Origin of the sequence: Methylobrevis albus (genome assembly GCF_015904235.1) — a bacterium.
GTDB classification, from domain to species: domain Bacteria; phylum Pseudomonadota; class Alphaproteobacteria; order Rhizobiales; family Pleomorphomonadaceae; genus Methylobrevis_A; species Methylobrevis_A albus.
Genome location: NZ_JADZLT010000056.1, coordinates 33,330 through 48,943 on the forward strand (window position 1 = coordinate 33,330; position 15,614 = coordinate 48,943).

Below are 15,614 nucleotides of genomic sequence, written 5' to 3' on the forward strand. Positions count from 1 at the left end.
GCTCAGGACCGGATCAGCGCACCACCAGCCGCAGCCGGGCCGTGGCGCGGTCGTCGATCGCGTCGAGGTTCACGATGGTGACGTCGCGGTCGTAGGTGCCGATCGGCAGGCCGAAGGCGGCGAGGTTCGGCTCGAAGCGCAGCTGGAATGAGCCGCCGGCCGGGATGGTGCCGGAGGTCCGGTTCACCGACAGGAAGAACGGCACGTCGCGCACCTCGTAGCGGAACGCGGAGCCGGTGCCGCTGATCGTGAAGGTGCGCGACGCCGGCGAGAAGCTGACGAGGTTGAGCTTGGTGAAGGCCCGCCGCGAGGTCGGCGACACCGAGACGTCGGGGTTCACCGCGATGACGCGGGTCAGCGCCCGGCCGAGATCGATGCGGGGCCGCGTCAGCGTGCCGCCGCGGCGGAAATCGCGGACCTGGACGCCGGTCTGCGCCAGGGCGGTCTGGATGCGGCCGACGGTGGCGGTCGGCACCCGACTGCGGATGTCGGCGAAGGCGGCGGCGACATGCGGCGCCGCCATCGAGGTACCGTTCTTCGGGCTGAAGGCGTTGCCGGGAACCGACGAGGCGATCGCCCGTCCCGGCGCCAGCAGGTCGACCATCTGGCTGATGTTCGAGAAGCTCGAGACGTTGTTGGTGCCGGTATCGACCGACCCGACCGTGACGGCCGAGGAGATGCAGCCCGGCGAGCCGACGGCGTCGCGGAAATCGTCGTTGCCGCTCGAGATGACGGTGGCGACGCCCTTCGAGCGCAGATGGTCGATCTGCGACTTCATCGCGAAGAAGGCAAGATCGCAGTCGCCCTCGAAGCGACCGCCGCCGAGGCTCATGTTGACGGCCGCGATCGGGGCGCCGGTGATGTCGTTGCGGTTGACGCGCTCGATGACGAAGCCGAGGGCGTCGAGCAAATCGACCGGGGAGAAGACGACGCAGGGCGACGGCCGGTCGCCGCACTGCGTGGTGCGCGAGCCGGCCTGGATCGCGACGATCCGCGCCGACGGGGCGACGCCGGAGCGCGGGCCGGTGACGCCGGCGTTGCGTCCGGCGACGATGCCGGCGACGTGGGTGCCGTGGTCGCAGCCGTTTACCGCGGCGATGCAGTTGCGCCCGGCGCCGACGCCGATCTGGCTTTCGCCGCCGTTCGGGCACAGGCTCGAGAACAGCGCCGGCACGTTCGAGGAGAAGCAGGCCTCGCGGATGACCTTGCCGGTGAGAAAGCTGTGGGTGCGGTCGACGCCGGAGTCGATCACCGCCACCGAGCGCCCACGGCCGTCGGCGCCGCTCTGGATCGCCGGGGCGGCGTTGATCTGGGCGAGGCTGGCATTGAGGTTCGGATACATCGGCCGCTCGATCTTGAGGAGCACGACGTCCGGGTTGGCGCTGAGCTTGGCGAACTGGTCCGCAGTCACCGTCGCCGTAAATACCGGCGCGTAGAGGGAGCGCTGCACGGCGAGCTTCTGCGCGGTGGCGCCGGACAGTGCGGCGGGGCCGAAGATCGCGCGCAGCGCCGCCTGATGCGCCTTCTCGAGATCGGCGACGAGGCCGTCCGGCACGGTCGACCAGTGCGGCTTCTGCTTGCCGTCCCACGCGGTGACGAAGTGGACCTCGACCCGGACCGAGCCGCCGGTGGCGAGCGCGGTGCGGATCTCGGGCTCGCCGACGATGGTCGGGGCGGCGACGGCCGGGGCGGCGGCGAGGACGGCGACGGACACGAGGCCGGCGATCGCGAGTTTCTTGAGCGTCTTCATGGCGGCAATCTCCTGTTCGGATCCGGTCCGCATCGGGCCGGTGAAACGGAGATTGCCGGCGCGGCGCCGGCGCCGCTGTTCCCTGGGGCACACCCGGTATGGAAACGGTCGACGCTCTGCCGACGCCCCGGCTTTTCCCTCGCCCTTCGAGACAGGCGCTTCGCGCCTTCCTCAGGACGAGGGAAAAGAACAAACGCTTGCGGTGAAACGAAAAACTCATCGGAGGCCTCATCCTGAGGAGGCCCGCAGGGCCGTCTCGAAGGACGAGGCCGGGCGCACCGACCTCTCTCCGATAGCTAATCCGGACAGTCATGCGCCCGGCACCGCCGTCTTTCCCCCGCCCTGTGCCGCAGGGAACAGCGTCGGCGCGCCCCGAGCGCGATGGTCGGCTCCACGGGCGCAGCCAGCGCCCATCGGAGAGAGACCCATGCAGATCAGGTTCTGGGGCGTTCGCGGCAGTCTGCCGGTCGGCGGGGGTGCGTATCGCCATTTCGGCGGCGACACGGCGTGCATCGAGGTGCAGGCCGGCGGGCACGTGCTGGTGCTCGACCTCGGCTCGGGGGCGCGCCGGCTCGGCCAGCGGCTTGCCGGCTGCCCGCGGCCGGTCACGGTGCTGCTCAGCCATGGCCACTACGACCACGTCTGCGGCCTGCCGTTCTTCGCGCCGCTGCGCCGGCCGAACGGGCCGGTGCGGCTCGCCTCGGCGATCTCCGGCGGCACCCGTGGCTTCGTCCAGCGGCTGCTGGCGCCGCCGCTGTTCCCAGCCGTGCCGGACCTCGTCGACCCGGCCGTGCGCTGCCTCGATCTCGATCCGGCGGGCGTATTCCGGCCGGGCGACGGCATCACCGTCACCACCACGCCAACCCGGCACGACGGCGGCGCCGTCGCCTTCCGGATCGAGCACGGCGGCCGCAGCCTCGTCTACGGCGGCGACCATGAAGCGGGCGACGACGCGGCCGACGCGCGCCTCGTCGCCCTGATGGAGGGCGCCGACGTCGCGATCCTCGACGCCACCGGCGGCGCGCCACATGCAGCGGGCAGCGGCGGCCTTGGCCATTCGTGCTGGACCGATGCGATCGGCCTCGCCCGCCGCGCCGGCGTCCGCCGCGTGGCGCTCACCCATCATCACCCGGATTCCACCGACGCCGGGCTGGCGCGGCTCGATGCCGCCGTGCGGGCGCTGTGGCCGGGAGCCGCGCTTGCCCGCACCGGCCAACTCATCGAAACTGCGCCGCCCCGCGCCGCGCGTCCCCGCGAAGGAGCCTGTCATGCGAATTCGACGGCCTGACCATCTTCCCGCCGGCCGGTTCCCGGCGGCGCGGTTCTCCCGGCGGCGGATCGTCGCCGGGCTCGGCGCGGCCCCCATCGCTGCGGCGCTGCTCGGGACCGGCCCGGCGGCGGCCGCGACGCCCGTCGGCGCGGTCGAGGGCATGGAGGGCTCGGCGTTCGCCCGGGCAGCGGCCGTCCGTCGGCTCAGCGCCCGCGCCGCGATCCTGCTCGGCGACCTCGTCTGGACGGAGGCGCGCTCGCGCCTCACCCTCGGCCTCGACGGCGGCTCGCGCATCCACCTCGGGCCGGAGGCGCAGCTCGTCGTCGACCGCTTCATCGCCACGACCGGCGGCGAACTGCGCTTCGGCGCCGGTGCGCTGGTGTTCGATCGCGACGACGATCTCGACAAGATCGACCTCGAGATCCGCACCGTCTACGGCCAGATCGGCGTGCGCGGCACCCGCTTCTTCGCCGGTCCCTCCAACGGCGTCTTCGCCGTTTTCGTCGAGCGCGGCGCCGTCGCGGTCTCGGCCGGCGGTACGATTCGCCGGCTCGAAGCCGGCGAAGGCGTCGACATGACCGACCCAGCGACGCCGCCCGGCCCGGTCGCGCGCTGGAGCGCCGAGCGCACCGAGGCGGCGTTCCGCTCGGTTTTCGGCTGATCCATCAGCCCTCGGGGGAAAACAGCTCCAGCGGGCCGCGGCCGCGCACGTCGACGCTGCCGAGGCTGCGGAACCGCCGCGCGGGGCAGAGCGCGCGGCAGGCCGGGCCGACGATGATGCCGGTTCCCAGTGTTTTGCCCAGCGCCTCGAGCCGCGCGGCGGTGTTCACGGCGGAACCGTGCGCGGTGTAGTCGAGCTTGTCGCCGGCGCCGACGTCGCCGACCACGGCAATGCCGCTCTCGATGCCGATGCGCGTGCGCCCCAGCGCGAGGTCGCGGACGGAGGGCTCGGCGCGGAACGCCTCGGTCGCCGCCTGGATGGCGAGCCCGGCCGCGACGGCGCGGTCGGCGTGCTCGGCAAGGTCGAGCGGCACGTTGAACAAGGCGTGCACCGCGTCGCCGACGATCTTGTCGACCATGCCGCCGTGGGCGGTGACGATGGCGGTGACGCGGCCGAAATAGGCGTCGAGCAGCGCCACCAGCTCCTCCGCCGGCAGGCGCTCGGCGAGCGCCGTGAAGCCCTCGATGTCGGTGAACAGCGCCGTCACCATGCGCCGTTCGCCGCCGAGCTTGACGAGGTCGGGCCGCGCGACGATACGGGCGACCACTTCCGGCGCGAGGTGCTGCTCGAAGCGCCGGCGGATGCGGGCAGCGGCGCGGCGGGCCTCCAGCCCCAACATCGCCATCGCCGCCCCCGCGCCAGCGAGCACCACCAGCCCCGGCCCGAGCGGATCGAACACCAGGGCGGCGGCGAGGAACGCCGCCAACGCCGCGCCGGCGAGCGTCGCCGCTAGGCCCAGCGCCACCGCCGCCGTTGCCGCCGTGCCGAACGACAGCGCCGCGGTGACGGCCGGCAGCGCGGCGAGGAGGCCCACCAGCGGCTCGGCCCAAAGAGCCGCCGCCGGCCGGCGGGGCGCGGTGCCGGCGAGGATCGTCTCCACGGCGTCGGCCGCAATCTGCACCTGCGGCGTCACCGGGCCGGCCGCGCTCGGCCGGAGCGCGCCGAGGGCGGCGGCGCCGCCGCCGAGGAGAACGATGCGCCCGGCAAATCGGCCGGCCGGCACGTCGCCGCCGAGCACGGCCGCGGCCGACAGGGTGCGCTGCGGCCAGAGCGTGGCCGGCGCCGGCCGGATGCGCAGGTCGGCCGCCGGCGGCAGCGGCACGGCGAGGTCGGCGATGTGCAGCACTTCGCCGTCGACGATGAAGGCGCTGGCGCCGCGCGCCACCCGCACCGCCTCCGCGGCAAGGCCGGCGACGACGGTGTCACCCGCGCGGGCGAGCAGCGGGGCATGACGGACGATGCCGTCGGGATCGGCGGCGAGCGCCGCGAGGCCGATGGCGCCGGCGGCGGCGGCAATCGCCGGATCGGGCTCGACCAGCCCCGCCTCGCGCCACGGCGCCAGCCTCGGGTCGCGCTCACGCACCACGACGGCGGCGGGATGGCGCGGTGGCGGGCCATCCGGCCGGCCGGAGAACAGCGATGCGAGCACCACCGGCGCGGAGCCGACCGCCGCGACGAGCGCGGCATCGTCGGCGCCGGGTACGGCGAACAAGATGTCGACGGCGATTAAGGCCGGGCGATCGGCGGCGATCGCCGCAATCAAACGTGCCGTCATCGCGCGCGGCCACGGCCACGGCCCGAGGGCGGCGAGGCTGTCGGCGTCGATCTCGACCACGGTGACGTCGCCGGGCGCGGCGCTGATCAGGGCGACGACGTCGAGGGTCCGATCGCGCGCGGTGCGGGCCAACCCGCCGGGGTCGGCGGCGAGCAGGACGGCCGCGATCAGCGCCCCGGCGAGGCCGGCGAGGACCGCGCGGCGGCGGGCGACGGGCGGCAGGGCGGCGGCCGTCACGCGCCTCCGCCTTCGCCGATGGCGCGGAGCACGGCGAGGCGGCAGACGACGGCCGCGCCGGTGCGCTTCAGGGCGCCGGCATCCTCGAGCGCGGCGAAGGCGCCGTTCACCCGCGGCCGCGTCGCGCCGATCATGTCGGCGATCTCCGACTGGCTGAGCGGCAGTTCGATCGTCACCGTGCCGCTGTCGCCCGCCTTCTGGGCGCGCGCCAGCGCCAGCAGCATGCGGGCGAGCCGCGCTTCCAACCGGTAGAGCGCGATGCTCTCCATCTGGTCGGTGGTGTCGCGCAGGCGGGCGCAGAGATAGGCAATGCAGGATCGGAGGATCGCCGGCCGTTCGGCGGTGATGCGGTCGAGGTCGGCGCGCGCGATCACGAGACCGGCCGATTCGGTCACCGCCGTCGCGTCGGCGCTGCGCGGACTGCCGTCGAGCACGGCGAGTTCGCCGAGCGACGCGCCGGCCTCGGCGTGGCGCAGGCCGAGTTCGCGCCCGTCGGCCGAGAGGATCGACAGGCGGATGCGGCCGGCGGTGACGAGGATCAGGTCCTGCCCGGGGTCGCCGCGCTGGAACAGCATGGTGCCGGCGGACCAGCTGCGCCGCCGCGCCGCCGCCGCCAGCCGGGCGATGTCGTCGTCCCCTGCCCCGGCGAACAGCGCCTGCTGCCGCAGGACCGCCTCGATCTCCCCCGTCATCGCGCGCCGCGCCTCCCCGGCCCGACGATACAGAGCCGCCGGTGCCGCGTGCAATGGCCGTCGCTCCGCACCGGCGCCGGTGCCCGCCGGCTCAGTCGAGCGCGATCTCCGGCACGTCGCCGCGCCGGGCGATCACGCTCGGCTCGCCGAAGAAGTCGACCTGCGGGTCCTCCTGCTGGCGCAGCACGATGACGCCGCGCGCCCGTAGCATCATCGCATCCGCCGCCCGCATCGCCTCGGCCTCGGAACTGCAGCGGCGCGGTTCACCGGGCGCGAGCGAGCCCCGGGCCCCGGGTCTGAAGGGCGTGACGATGTAGACGGTCGCGGTCGACATGACGATCCTCTCAAGCAGCTTGTTCCTATAATGTTCTCTTTCGGGGTGGAGTCAACGGGTCGTCATGGACCCCGGTGACGAAATCTGTCGCGCCGTCGCGTCATGAGCCGATAGCCTCGGCTCATCGAGTCGCCGCGATCCGGCGACGCTGCAGCCGGCTGACCGGCGGGCGGCGCGGTCCGCTCCCGGCCCGGTCCTTTGGAGAGATGTTCGATGTCCGACGCGCCCCTCACCGTCATCGCGATCGCCACCGCAAAGCCCGGCATGGAGGCGGCGCTGCTGGCGGCGCAGGAGGTTCTGGTGGCCGAGACGCTCACCGAGGACGGTTGCCTGCGCTACGAGTTGCACCAGTCGCTCGACGACGGCCGGGTGCGGATCTTCGTGGAGAGCTGGGCGAGCGAGGCGGCGTGGCAGGCGCACATGGAGGGCGACGCCATCCGGCGCTTCCGGGCGAGCGGCGCCGGCGACCTCGTCGCCGATCTCGCGCTGCACCGCCTGGTGCAGGTGGCGGGCTGACGCGGCAAGACTTGCGACGCCACTTCAACAACGACCGGCAAGAACCGGCAGCGAAAGGGAAAGTGGCGGAGACGGAGGGATTCGAACCCTCGATACCCTTTTGGGGGTATGCTCATTTAGCAAACGAGTGCCTTCAGCCTCTCGGCCACGTCTCCGGCGACGTGGATGGCTAAAGGAACACGGGGCGTTGGTCAAGCACGGGTTTCCCGGCGCCGGCAAAGAGCGGCGGCGACGGTGGGGGTTGCGGCGGCTATGCGGCTCAATGCTGGGTGCTGAGCCATTCCCGGGCGGCGCGCTGGGCGGCGGCGATTTCGGCGGCCGACATGTCGGCGGCGATTTCCTGGCGATAGGCGGCGGCGTCGCGGTTGCCGCGGAAGGCGGCGAGGTTGAGCCACTTGTGCGCGGTGACGAGGTCGGCCTCGACGCTGCGGCCGATCGCGTACATGATTCCGAGCTGGTAGAAGATGTCGGCAGTCGCGGTCTGACCATCGACGACAAACTCATTGGCATTCAATTCAAGCCGGGCCATTGTCCACCTCATTTACTTGGAGACGAAACGTCTTTGTCTTGCTCCGGCCGGTTTTCCCCGGCTCATGACGCAATCTTGCTCCGGCGATTTGAATCGGCCGTTAAACGACGAGCTTAATTTTGCTCGAAGAAAGCTAAAATGAGATCTTAAATTGGCGTCCGGTTTACCATCGATTCCGCGGAGTCGCGCGGAAAGACCGCGTCTGGCCGCGACTCGTGTCTCGGATCGAATCAACCATTGCTTCACCACGCCGTGCGATCGCCCGTTTCGCCGGTTGACGGATCCGGCGGCGGACGCGCCGGGCGCGATCGGATATGATCGGGCGACGAGCGGAGTGACGCCCGGTCGCGGCATGCGGGAGCCGCCGCAGGGCGGCGGTTTTCAGGGAGACGGGAGATGCGGGGTCTCGGGGCTGCTGGGCTTGCCGTGCTGCTGCTGGCGGCGGGTGCCGAATCGGCTGCCGCCGAGCCGGTCGGCGTCTGGCAGCGACCGAGCGGCGAGGCGCACATGGAGATCGCCCCCTGCGGCGCGCATCTCTGCGGCACGCTGGTGCACCTCGACCAGGACTATACCGACGAACTCAATCCCGACCCGGCGCTGCGCGGCCGGCCGCTGCTCGGCACCCGCATCGTGCACGAGGCCGCCGCCACCGACCGTCCCGGTCGCTGGCGCGGGCAGCTCTACAACGCCGAGGACGGCCGCACCTATCAGGGCTTCCTGGTGCTCGAGGCCGCCGACGCGCTGCGGCTCGAGGGCTGCGTGCTCGGCGGGCTGATCTGCAAGGGCGAGACCTGGCAGCGCGTGCGCTGACCGGTGCCGCGAAGGCGGCAGCCCGGGGCCTTGCCGCCCTGCCCGCTCAGGAAGCGCCGGCGCGCCAGCGGAGGTTGGCCATCACGCCCGCCGACAGCGTGTCGGTGATGCGCGAGGTCGGCACCCCTGCGGCGCCGAGCGCATGCGCGATCCAGTGGTTGCAGTTGGTCAGCAGGCTGTAGTTGCCCAGCGCGGTGAAGAACAGGCTGTCGCCATAGCGGCCGGGGCCGATGTTCACCGGCGACCCGGTCTCGTCGACCTGGAAGCTCTCCTCGATGAAGGTCGCCAGCCGGCGAAAGCCGCCCTCGGAGAGCGGCAGCGTCGCGATTCGGGCCCGGCCGAACACGGTCGTCGGCGGGTCGTCGAGGCCGACGACGTGCAGCACGGTCGCGCGCTCGCCGCCGGCGAGGGCAACGCCGGCCTGGATCAGCGTCGCGACGTCGAGATTGCCGCTGGTGCGGTAGAAGTCGGCGTCGCCCCAGCCGATCTCGACCCAGCGATGCGCAAGGAAGCGCTCCGAGATTTCGATCAGCGCGGCATGGTCGTCGGTATAGGCGAACTGGCGCAGCCGGTCGGTCGGCACCACGAGGCCGGTATGCCAGCCGTGATCGACGACGGCGACCTCGATGGTCGCGGCGCCGGCGCGCGGCGGGAACATCACCGGGTCGTTCGGCTCGGCGGTGAAGAAGATCGCGGCGACGACGCCGGCGCCGATGATGAGGACATAGGCGAGCAGTACCCGCGCGGCCCGCACCAGGAACGGTGCCTCGGGCGGCGGAGGCGGCGGCATCTTCGGCCGCGGTGCCCGCTGGCGCGGTGCAGCGGCCGGCCGCTTCGCGCCGGCCCGCGAGGTTCCGCTCCTGGGCTTGCCGCCCGTCGCCGCCTTGGCCATTGCCGTCCCCCTCCGATTCGCACGGCGGCCATTATGCCTGCCGGGAGGTGAAGCAGTGCTGACCTGCCGACGAATGAATGCCGACGCCCGCGCCTTTTCGCGCCCGGCGCACGGCCGGGCGCCGCGTCAAGGCCGCGGCTGCGGCAGCAGCGGTTCGGCGGGGTCGCGCGCGGGCTCGCCGTCGCGCAGGTCGATCGCGTCGGCGGGTGCCGGCTCGCTGCCGGCAGGCTCGGCGTCGGGGAGTTCGTCGAGGGGCACCTGGTCGGTGGCGGCGGCCGCGGCGGCGCGCTCCATCTGGCGCAGCCGGGCGACGTTGCGGTTGTGCTCGGCCAGCGTCTGCGAAAAGGCGTGGCCGCCGGTGCCGTCGGCGACGAAGTAGAGCTCGTCGGTGTTCGACGGGCCGGCGACGGCTTCGAGCGCGGCGCGGCCGGGGTTGGCGATCGGGCCCGGCGGCAGGCCGTTGATGCGGTAGGTGTTGTAGGGCGTCTCGCGGTCGATCTCGCTGCGCCGGATCGGCCGGCCGAGCGAGCCCTGACCACCGACGAGGCCATAGATGATCGTGGGGTCGGACTGCAGCCGCATGCCCTGGCGCAGCCGGTTGATGAACACGCCGGCGACGCGCGGCCGCTCGTCGGCCCGGCCGGTTTCCTTCTCGACGATCGAGGCGAGCGTGACGAGTTCGGCGGGCGAGCTGATCGGCAGGTCCGGCCGGCGCCGCTCCCAGACCGAGGCGAGCGCCGCGTCATGCGCCCGGCGCATGCGCTCGACGATCACCGAGCGCTGGGCGCCGCGGGTGAACATGTAGGTGTCGGGCAGCAGCGAGCCTTCCGGCGGCACCTCGGCCACCTCGCCCTCGAGCAGCGGCTCCTCGCGCAGGCGGGCGATGATCTGCTGGCTGGTGAGGCCCTCCGGCACCGTGAACGGGTGCAGGATCGCCTTGCCCTCGACGAGCAGGTCCATGACCTCCTGCATGCTGATGCCGGCCTTGAAGCCGTATTCGCCGGCCTTCAGCCGCCGCTCGGTCTGGTAGGCGCGGACGCCGGCGCGGAACACCAGCGAACTCGAGATGACCCCCTCGTCCTCGAGCTTGGCGGCGATGTCCGATAGCGACGAATCGGCCTGGATGATCACGCTGCTCTCGGCGGTGAGCGGGCCGGGCGCGCTGAACTCGGACTTGCCCCAGTAGAGCACGCCGCCGACCGCCATGAAGGCGAGCACAATGATCATGATCAGCGCGTTGAGCGCGACCACCACCGGGTGGCGTACGCTGCGCGAGCGCGGCGGCGCGGGGGCCGGCTCGGGGGCCAGCGCCTCGCGCGGGCTCTTGGGATTGACGCGCTTTGACGGCGCGGGCTCTCCCGCAGCACCGCTTTCCGGCGGCTTCTCGCCGTTAGCGTCCGCATTCGAGTCCATGTCGTGCTCCGAAATCGCTCGTCAGCCCCCACCAGACGTTCAAGCCAGTTTGTGGCGAAACCACGGATCCCCGTCCGCGGCGGTCGCGGCGTGCCGTGGCACGCCGGACGTCAGTTTGCGTAGCGCCGGAAGACCAGCGATGCGTTGGTCCCGCCGAAGCCGAAGCTGTTCGACAGCGCGATGTCCACCGTCTTGCGCTTGGCGACGTTGGGCACGAGGTCGATCTCGGTCTCGACCGAGGGATTGGTCAGGTTGATCGTCGGCGGCACGATGCCGTCGCGGATCGTCAGCACCGAGAAGATCGCCTCCACCGCGCCGGCGGCGCCGAGCAGGTGGCCGGTCGCCGACTTGGTCGACGACATCGAGATCCCCGACGCCGCGTCGCCCACCAGCCGCTGTACCGCGCCGAGTTCGATCTCGTCGCCGAGCGGCGTCGAGGTGCCGTGGGCGTTGATGTAGTCGACCTCTGACGGGGTGACGCCGGCGCGGGCCAGCGCCGCCTTCATGCAGCGGTAGGCGCCGTCGCCGTCGAGCGAGGGGGCGGTGATGTGATAGGCGTCGCCGGACATGCCGTAGCCGACCACTTCGGCGTAGATCTTGGCGCCGCGGGCCAGCGCGTGGTCGAGTTCCTCGAGCACGACGACGCCGGCACCCTCGCCCATCACGAAGCCGTCGCGGTCCTTGTCGTAGGGGCGCGAGCCTTCGGTCGGGCGGTCGTTGAAGTTGGTGGAGAGCGCCTTGCAGGCGGCAAAGCCCGCGACCGAGATCCGGCAGACCGGCGATTCGGTGCCGCCGGCGACCATGACCTCGGCATCGCCGAGGGCGATCAGCCGGGCGGCGTCGCCGATCGCGTGCGCGCCGGTCGAGCAGGCGGTGACCACCGCGTGATTCGGGCCCTTGAAGCCGTATTTGATCGAGACGTGCCCGGAGGCGAGGTTGATCAGGCGGCCGGGAATGAAGAAGGGGCTGACGCGGCGGGGACCCTTGTCGCGCAGGGTGTAGCCCGCCTCGACGATGCCCGCGATGCCGCCGATGCCGGATCCGATCAGCACGCCGGTGCGGATCTGGTCCTCGTAGTCGGTGGGGGTCCAGCCGGAATCCGCGACCGCCTGGTCGGCCGCCGCGATGGCGAAGACGATGAAGTCGTCGACCTTGCGCTGTTCCTTCGGCTCGAGGTGCAGATCGGCATTGAACGTGCCGTCGCTGCCGTCGCCGCGGGGAATGACGCAGGCGATCTGGCACGGCAGATCATCCACCTCGAAGGTGTCGATCCGGCGTGCACCGCTCTTGCCGGCAAGGATTCGATCCCAGGTCGCCTCGACGCCGCTGGCGAGCGGCGAGACCATCCCAAGCCCGGTAATGACGACTCTTCTCATAGATCAGGAACTCCGACGGGGGTGGACCCCCGGGCCGGAGACCGGCCGCGGGGGCCGACCCCGCGGGCCGATCGAGGTCAAGTCCTCAGGCGGTCGCCTTGGTGAGGTAGGTGACCGCATCGCCGACCGTCTGGATCGTGTCGGCAGCGTCGTCCGGAATCTCGACGCCGAACTCTTCTTCGAAGGCCATGACCAGCTCGACGGTGTCGAGCGAATCGGCGCCGAGGTCTTCGATGAAGCTGGCCTCGAGGGTGACCTTCTCAGGATCGGCACCGAGGTTTTCGATCACGATCTTCTTAACGCGGTCGGCGATATCGCTCATTTCCAGAAGTCCTCAGTTCGATAGATGGGGCCCAGGGAAGATGTGACCCAGGGCTTGTCGTTTCGCCCGCGGCAGCCGCTTGACGCGCCAGGCGTCGAGGATACGGCGGCTGCAAGCCATTTTCCGGCATTTAACGCTGGAGATTCCGGCGAGTGTTGGCGGCTAGGTAACATACTTCGGTCCCCTTTGCCAGCGGCAGCGGGGGCGTCTTCCAGTCGCTCCGGCAGGACGCCGGGCGATCTGAATTCCTGTGTCAGATCATGGCCATGCCGCCATTCACATGCAAGGTCTGCCCAGTGGTGTAGGCGGCCTCGCGGCTGGCGAGATAGACGACGGCGGCGGCGATCTCGTCGCCGGTGCCGAGCCGGCCGGCCGGGACCTGCGCAAGCGTCGCCTCGCGCTGCTTGTCGTTCAGCACCTCGGTCATCGCGGTTTCGATGAAGCCCGGCGCCACGGTGTTGACGGTGACGTTGCGGGTCGCGACCTCCTGGGCCAGGGCCTTGGTCATGCCGATCATGCCGGCCTTGGCGGCGGCATAGTTACCCTGCCCCGCGTTGCCGGTGACGCCGACGATCGAGGTGATGCCGATGATGCGGCCGTAGCGGCGCTTCATCATGCCCTTCACCGCCGCCCGCGACAGGCGGAACGCCGAAGTGAGGTTGACGGCGATCACCTGGTCCCAGTCGTCGTCCTTCATGCGGATGAAGAGACCGTCGCGGGTGATGCCGGCGTTGTTGACGAGGATGTCGAGCCCGCCCATCGCAGCTTCGGCCGCCGGGACGAGGCCCTCGACCGCCTCGCGGTCCGAGAGATTCGCCGGCACGACGTGCACGCGGTCGCCGAGTTCCGCCGCCACCGTCTCCAGCGCCGCCGCGCGCGTACCCGACAGCGCGACCGTCGCGCCCTGGCCGTGCAGCGCCTTGGCGATGGCGCTGCCGATGCCGCCGCTCGCGCCCGTGACGAGGGCGGTCATGCCGGTGAGGTCGAACATGGCGTTTCCTTTTCGAAGCGGGGACCCGGGACGACGGACCTCAGAGGCCGAGGGCGGCCTTCACGGCGGCGATGTCGTCCGGTGCCCCGGCATTGAGGGTCAGCGCATCCTTGGCGATGCGCTTGACGAGGCCCGACAGTACCTTGCCGGCGCCGATCTCGACATAGCGGTCGACGCCCGCCGAGGACAGCCATTCGACGCTCTCGCGCCAGCGCACCGTGCCGGTGACCTGCTCGACCAGACGGCGGCGGATCTCGTCCGGATCGCTGATCGGGGCGGCGAGCACGTTGGAGACGACCGGCACCACCGGCGCCGACACCGTCACCGCCGCCAGCGCCTCGGCCATGCGGTCGGCGGCGGGCTGCATGAGGGAACAATGGAAGGGCGCGGAGACCGGCAGCAGCAACGCGCGCTTGGCGCCGCGGCCCTTGGCGATCTCCATCGCCCGCTCGACGGCCGCCTTGTGGCCGGAGACCACGACCTGGCCGGGCTGGTTGTCGTTCGCCGCGGCGCAAACCTCGTCGCCGGCCGCCTCCGCCGCCACCGCGACCGCCGCCTCGTAGTCGAGCCCGAGCAGCGCCGCCATGGCGCCCTCGCCCACCGGCACCGCCGCCTGCATCGCGTCGCCGCGAATGCGCAGCAGCCGCGCCGTATCGGCGACGCCGATCGCACCCGCCGCGGCGAGGGCCGAATACTCGCCGAGCGAATGGCCGGCGACATAAGACGCGACATCGGCGAGGCGGACGCCTTCGCTCTCCAGCGCGCGGAGCGCGGCGATCGACACGGCCATCAGCGCCGGCTGCGCATTGGCGGTCAGCTGCAGCGTCGCCTCGGGGCCGGTCCAGATGATGTCGGAGAGCTTCTGGCCGAGCGCCTCGTCGACTTCCTCGAACACCGCGCGCGACGCCGGGTAGGCATCGGCCAGCGCCTTGCCCATGCCGACGGTCTGGCTGCCCTGTCCAGGAAAGACGAATGCCGTCGACATGCTGGTCGCCCTCGTGCAGCTTCGCGCGGGACCGACGTCCGGCGCGCTCGTTGCGGCAGCCTATGCCCGCGCGGCCGCGGGCAAGTCAAGGGCGGGATCGGCTTGCGCCGCCCCACGCGGCTTGCTTTCCGGCGGTTTCCGTGTATAAGCCGCGCCTGTCGCTGAGAGCGACACCCGGCCGGGGGCTGAACGGAAGCTCGCGGTCGCTTTTTCCATTGGAGAAGGCGATTCGCGTGAGGGACCATCGCAAAGGTCCGTCTTCCCGTGTTCCCGCTCTCGAAACGCCAAGACTTCGTCGAGCCTTTCAGCAAGGGCATCGAAGGGGCTCCGCGCCGGGTCTAAACGGAAAGGCAAGATCACATGGCGCTCTACGAGCACGTGTTTCTGGCCCGACAGGACGTGTCGAGCCAGCAGGTCGACGGTCTCGTCGACCAGTACAAGACCATCATCGAGCAGAACGGCGGCAAGGTCGCGAAGGTCGAGAACTGGGGCCTCAAGGCCCTCGCCTATCGCATCCGCAAGAACCGCAAGGCCCATTACGTGCTCATCAACCTCGACGCGCCGCATGCGGCCGTCGCGGAGATGGAGCGCCAGATGCGCATCAACGAGGACGTCCTGCGCTTCATGACCGTTTCGGTCGAGGAGCTCGAGGAAGGCCAGTCGGCGATGCTGCAGAAGCGCGACCGTGACGACCGTCCGGGCGAGCGCGGCGACCGCGGTGAGCGCGGCGGCCGTTTCGGTGACCGTGGCGACCGTGGCCCCCGCCGCGACCGTGGTCCCCGCCGCGACGAAACCGGAGGTAACGAGTGATGGAAATCAGCCAGTCCCCCGCACGCCGTCCGTTCTTCCGTCGCCGGAAGACCTGCCCGTTCTCCGGCGCCAACGCCCCGAAGATCGACTACAAGGACGTGCGCCTGCTGCAGCGCTACATCTCCGAGCGCGGCAAGATCGTGCCCTCGCGCATCACCGCCGTTTCCGCGAAGAAGCAGCGCGAGCTCGCCAAGGCGATCAAGCGCGCCCGCTTCCTCGGCCTGCTGCCCTTCGTGATCAAGTAAGACCGGTCACCACTGCCAACGACCGGCCGCCCGCCCCGACCAGTCGGGTGCGGGCGGCACGGCCACCGGACCGGGACGCTGCGTCGCCCCGCTCCCTCATGCCGGCCCAGCCAGGTTGCGGCCGGTGACAGGATCGAACGTCAAGTTGGGGCGCCCGGTGCGGCGT

General features: G+C 71.4%; 17 protein-coding genes and 1 tRNA gene. 6 read left to right on the forward strand and 12 right to left on the reverse strand.

Annotated elements, in window-relative coordinates; genetic code table 11:
- Window positions 1–13 precede the first annotated feature (13 nt).
- Entirely contained in the window at window positions 14–1,750 is a 1,737-nt protein-coding gene (locus tag I5731_RS17620) for a S8 family peptidase (protein ID WP_197312733.1), read from the reverse strand.
- A gap of 427 nt (window positions 1,751–2,177) precedes the next feature.
- On the opposite strand from I5731_RS17620, the gene I5731_RS17625 reads away from it, so the two are divergent.
- A complete protein-coding gene (locus I5731_RS17625) occupies window positions 2,178–3,038 on the forward strand; it encodes an MBL fold metallo-hydrolase (protein ID WP_197312734.1) in 861 nt (286 codons plus the stop codon).
- On the forward strand, window positions 3,019–3,681 hold the full coding sequence (locus I5731_RS17630; RefSeq protein WP_235981892.1) for a FecR family protein: 663 nt from the start codon (window positions 3,019–3,021) through the stop codon (window positions 3,679–3,681). Before I5731_RS17625 ends, I5731_RS17630 begins: the two co-directional genes overlap by 20 nt.
- A gap of 4 nt (window positions 3,682–3,685) precedes the next feature.
- Here I5731_RS17630 and I5731_RS17635 read toward each other — a convergent pair whose 3' ends face one another.
- From I5731_RS17635 to I5731_RS17645, 3 genes are all read right to left on the reverse strand, one after another.
- A complete protein-coding gene (locus I5731_RS17635; RefSeq protein WP_197312735.1) occupies window positions 3,686–5,533 on the reverse strand; it encodes a CHASE2 domain-containing protein in 1,848 nt (615 codons plus the stop codon).
- Entirely contained in the window at window positions 5,530–6,225 is a 696-nt protein-coding gene (locus I5731_RS17640) for a Crp/Fnr family transcriptional regulator (protein WP_197312736.1), read from the reverse strand. Before I5731_RS17640 ends, I5731_RS17635 begins: the two co-directional genes overlap by 4 nt.
- Before the next feature lie 91 nt (window positions 6,226–6,316).
- Window positions 6,317–6,559, reverse strand: coding sequence for a hypothetical protein (locus tag I5731_RS17645; RefSeq protein ID WP_197312737.1), 243 nt, complete (start codon window positions 6,557–6,559; stop codon window positions 6,317–6,319).
- 213 nt (window positions 6,560–6,772) lie between these two features.
- Here I5731_RS17645 and I5731_RS17650 point away from each other — a divergent pair, with 213 nt between their 5' ends.
- Window positions 6,773–7,075, forward strand: a complete 303-nt coding sequence (locus tag I5731_RS17650) for a putative quinol monooxygenase (protein WP_197312738.1) — start codon at window positions 6,773–6,775, stop codon at window positions 7,073–7,075.
- A gap of 63 nt (window positions 7,076–7,138) precedes the next feature.
- Here I5731_RS17650 and I5731_RS17655 read toward each other — a convergent pair.
- Window positions 7,139–7,230, reverse strand: a tRNA-Ser gene (locus tag I5731_RS17655).
- A gap of 104 nt (window positions 7,231–7,334) precedes the next feature.
- Window positions 7,335–7,604 carry an SEL1-like repeat protein gene (locus I5731_RS17660; RefSeq protein ID WP_197312739.1) on the reverse strand — a complete coding sequence of 90 codons (270 nt, stop codon included), beginning with the start codon at window positions 7,602–7,604 and terminating at the stop codon, window positions 7,335–7,337.
- A 396-nt stretch (window positions 7,605–8,000) separates the two neighbouring features.
- Between I5731_RS17660 and I5731_RS17665 the strand changes: the two genes are divergently transcribed.
- Window positions 8,001–8,414, forward strand: a complete 414-nt coding sequence (locus I5731_RS17665) for a DUF2147 domain-containing protein (protein WP_197312740.1) — start codon at window positions 8,001–8,003, stop codon at window positions 8,412–8,414.
- 46 nt (window positions 8,415–8,460) lie between these two features.
- Here the strand turns inward: I5731_RS17665 and I5731_RS17670 are convergent, their stop codons facing one another.
- From I5731_RS17670 to fabD, 6 genes are all read right to left on the reverse strand, one after another.
- On the reverse strand, window positions 8,461–9,306 hold the full coding sequence (locus tag I5731_RS17670; RefSeq protein ID WP_407941857.1) for a DUF2459 domain-containing protein: 846 nt from the start codon (window positions 9,304–9,306) through the stop codon (window positions 8,461–8,463).
- Window positions 9,307–9,432: 126 nt separating this feature from the next.
- The gene (gene mltG, locus I5731_RS17675; protein ID WP_197312742.1) at window positions 9,433–10,719 is read right to left on the reverse strand and encodes an endolytic transglycosylase MltG; all 1,287 of its coding nucleotides are present in this window, start codon (window positions 10,717–10,719) and stop codon (window positions 9,433–9,435) included.
- Window positions 10,720–10,829: 110 nt separating this feature from the next.
- A complete protein-coding gene (fabF, locus tag I5731_RS17680; RefSeq protein ID WP_197312743.1) occupies window positions 10,830–12,095 on the reverse strand; it encodes a beta-ketoacyl-ACP synthase II in 1,266 nt (421 codons plus the stop codon).
- A gap of 85 nt (window positions 12,096–12,180) precedes the next feature.
- A complete protein-coding gene (locus tag I5731_RS17685; RefSeq protein ID WP_197312744.1) occupies window positions 12,181–12,417 on the reverse strand; it encodes an acyl carrier protein in 237 nt (78 codons plus the stop codon).
- A gap of 253 nt (window positions 12,418–12,670) precedes the next feature.
- Complete coding sequence (fabG, locus tag I5731_RS17690) at window positions 12,671–13,408, reverse strand: 3-oxoacyl-[acyl-carrier-protein] reductase (RefSeq protein WP_197312745.1); 738 nt, start codon at window positions 13,406–13,408, stop codon at window positions 12,671–12,673.
- Window positions 13,409–13,448: 40 nt separating this feature from the next.
- The gene (gene fabD, locus I5731_RS17695) at window positions 13,449–14,393 is read right to left on the reverse strand and encodes an ACP S-malonyltransferase (protein ID WP_197312746.1); all 945 of its coding nucleotides are present in this window, start codon (window positions 14,391–14,393) and stop codon (window positions 13,449–13,451) included.
- A 360-nt stretch (window positions 14,394–14,753) separates the two neighbouring features.
- On the opposite strand from fabD, the gene rpsF reads away from it, so the two are divergent.
- Both rpsF and rpsR read left to right on the forward strand, forming a co-directional pair.
- Complete coding sequence (gene rpsF, locus I5731_RS17700; RefSeq protein ID WP_197312747.1) at window positions 14,754–15,203, forward strand: 30S ribosomal protein S6; 450 nt, start codon at window positions 14,754–14,756, stop codon at window positions 15,201–15,203.
- Window positions 15,203–15,448 carry a 30S ribosomal protein S18 gene (rpsR, locus tag I5731_RS17705; protein ID WP_210336353.1) on the forward strand — a complete coding sequence of 82 codons (246 nt, stop codon included), beginning with the start codon at window positions 15,203–15,205 and terminating at the stop codon, window positions 15,446–15,448. Before rpsF ends, rpsR begins: the two co-directional genes overlap by 1 nt.
- Window positions 15,449–15,614 lie beyond the last annotated feature (166 nt).

What these genes read in the sequence shown, in the direction of transcription:
- rpsR (WP_210336353.1), top strand. Translation starts at nt 15,203, where the DNA reads ATGGAAATCAGCCAGTCCCCCGCACGCCGTCCGTTCTTCCGTCGCCGG.
- I5731_RS17670 (WP_407941857.1), bottom strand. Translation starts at nt 9,306, where the DNA reads ATGGCCAAGGCGGCGACGGGCGGCAAGCCCAGGAGCGGAACCTCGCGG.
- I5731_RS17620 (WP_197312733.1), bottom strand. Translation starts at nt 1,750, where the DNA reads ATGAAGACGCTCAAGAAACTCGCGATCGCCGGCCTCGTGTCCGTCGCC.
- I5731_RS17645 (WP_197312737.1), bottom strand. Translation starts at nt 6,559, where the DNA reads ATGTCGACCGCGACCGTCTACATCGTCACGCCCTTCAGACCCGGGGCC.
- I5731_RS17630 (WP_235981892.1), top strand. Translation starts at nt 3,019, where the DNA reads ATGCGAATTCGACGGCCTGACCATCTTCCCGCCGGCCGGTTCCCGGCG.
- rpsF (WP_197312747.1), top strand. Translation starts at nt 14,754, where the DNA reads ATGGCGCTCTACGAGCACGTGTTTCTGGCCCGACAGGACGTGTCGAGC.
- I5731_RS17650 (WP_197312738.1), top strand. Translation starts at nt 6,773, where the DNA reads ATGTCCGACGCGCCCCTCACCGTCATCGCGATCGCCACCGCAAAGCCC.
- fabF (WP_197312743.1), bottom strand. Translation starts at nt 12,095, where the DNA reads ATGAGAAGAGTCGTCATTACCGGGCTTGGGATGGTCTCGCCGCTCGCC.
- fabD (WP_197312746.1), bottom strand. Translation starts at nt 14,393, where the DNA reads ATGTCGACGGCATTCGTCTTTCCTGGACAGGGCAGCCAGACCGTCGGC.
- I5731_RS17625 (WP_197312734.1), top strand. Translation starts at nt 2,178, where the DNA reads ATGCAGATCAGGTTCTGGGGCGTTCGCGGCAGTCTGCCGGTCGGCGGG.
- I5731_RS17640 (WP_197312736.1), bottom strand. Translation starts at nt 6,225, where the DNA reads ATGACGGGGGAGATCGAGGCGGTCCTGCGGCAGCAGGCGCTGTTCGCC.
- mltG (WP_197312742.1), bottom strand. Translation starts at nt 10,719, where the DNA reads ATGGACTCGAATGCGGACGCTAACGGCGAGAAGCCGCCGGAAAGCGGT.
- I5731_RS17685 (WP_197312744.1), bottom strand. Translation starts at nt 12,417, where the DNA reads ATGAGCGATATCGCCGACCGCGTTAAGAAGATCGTGATCGAAAACCTC.
- I5731_RS17660 (WP_197312739.1), bottom strand. Translation starts at nt 7,604, where the DNA reads ATGGCCCGGCTTGAATTGAATGCCAATGAGTTTGTCGTCGATGGTCAG.
- I5731_RS17665 (WP_197312740.1), top strand. Translation starts at nt 8,001, where the DNA reads ATGCGGGGTCTCGGGGCTGCTGGGCTTGCCGTGCTGCTGCTGGCGGCG.
- fabG (WP_197312745.1), bottom strand. Translation starts at nt 13,408, where the DNA reads ATGTTCGACCTCACCGGCATGACCGCCCTCGTCACGGGCGCGAGCGGC.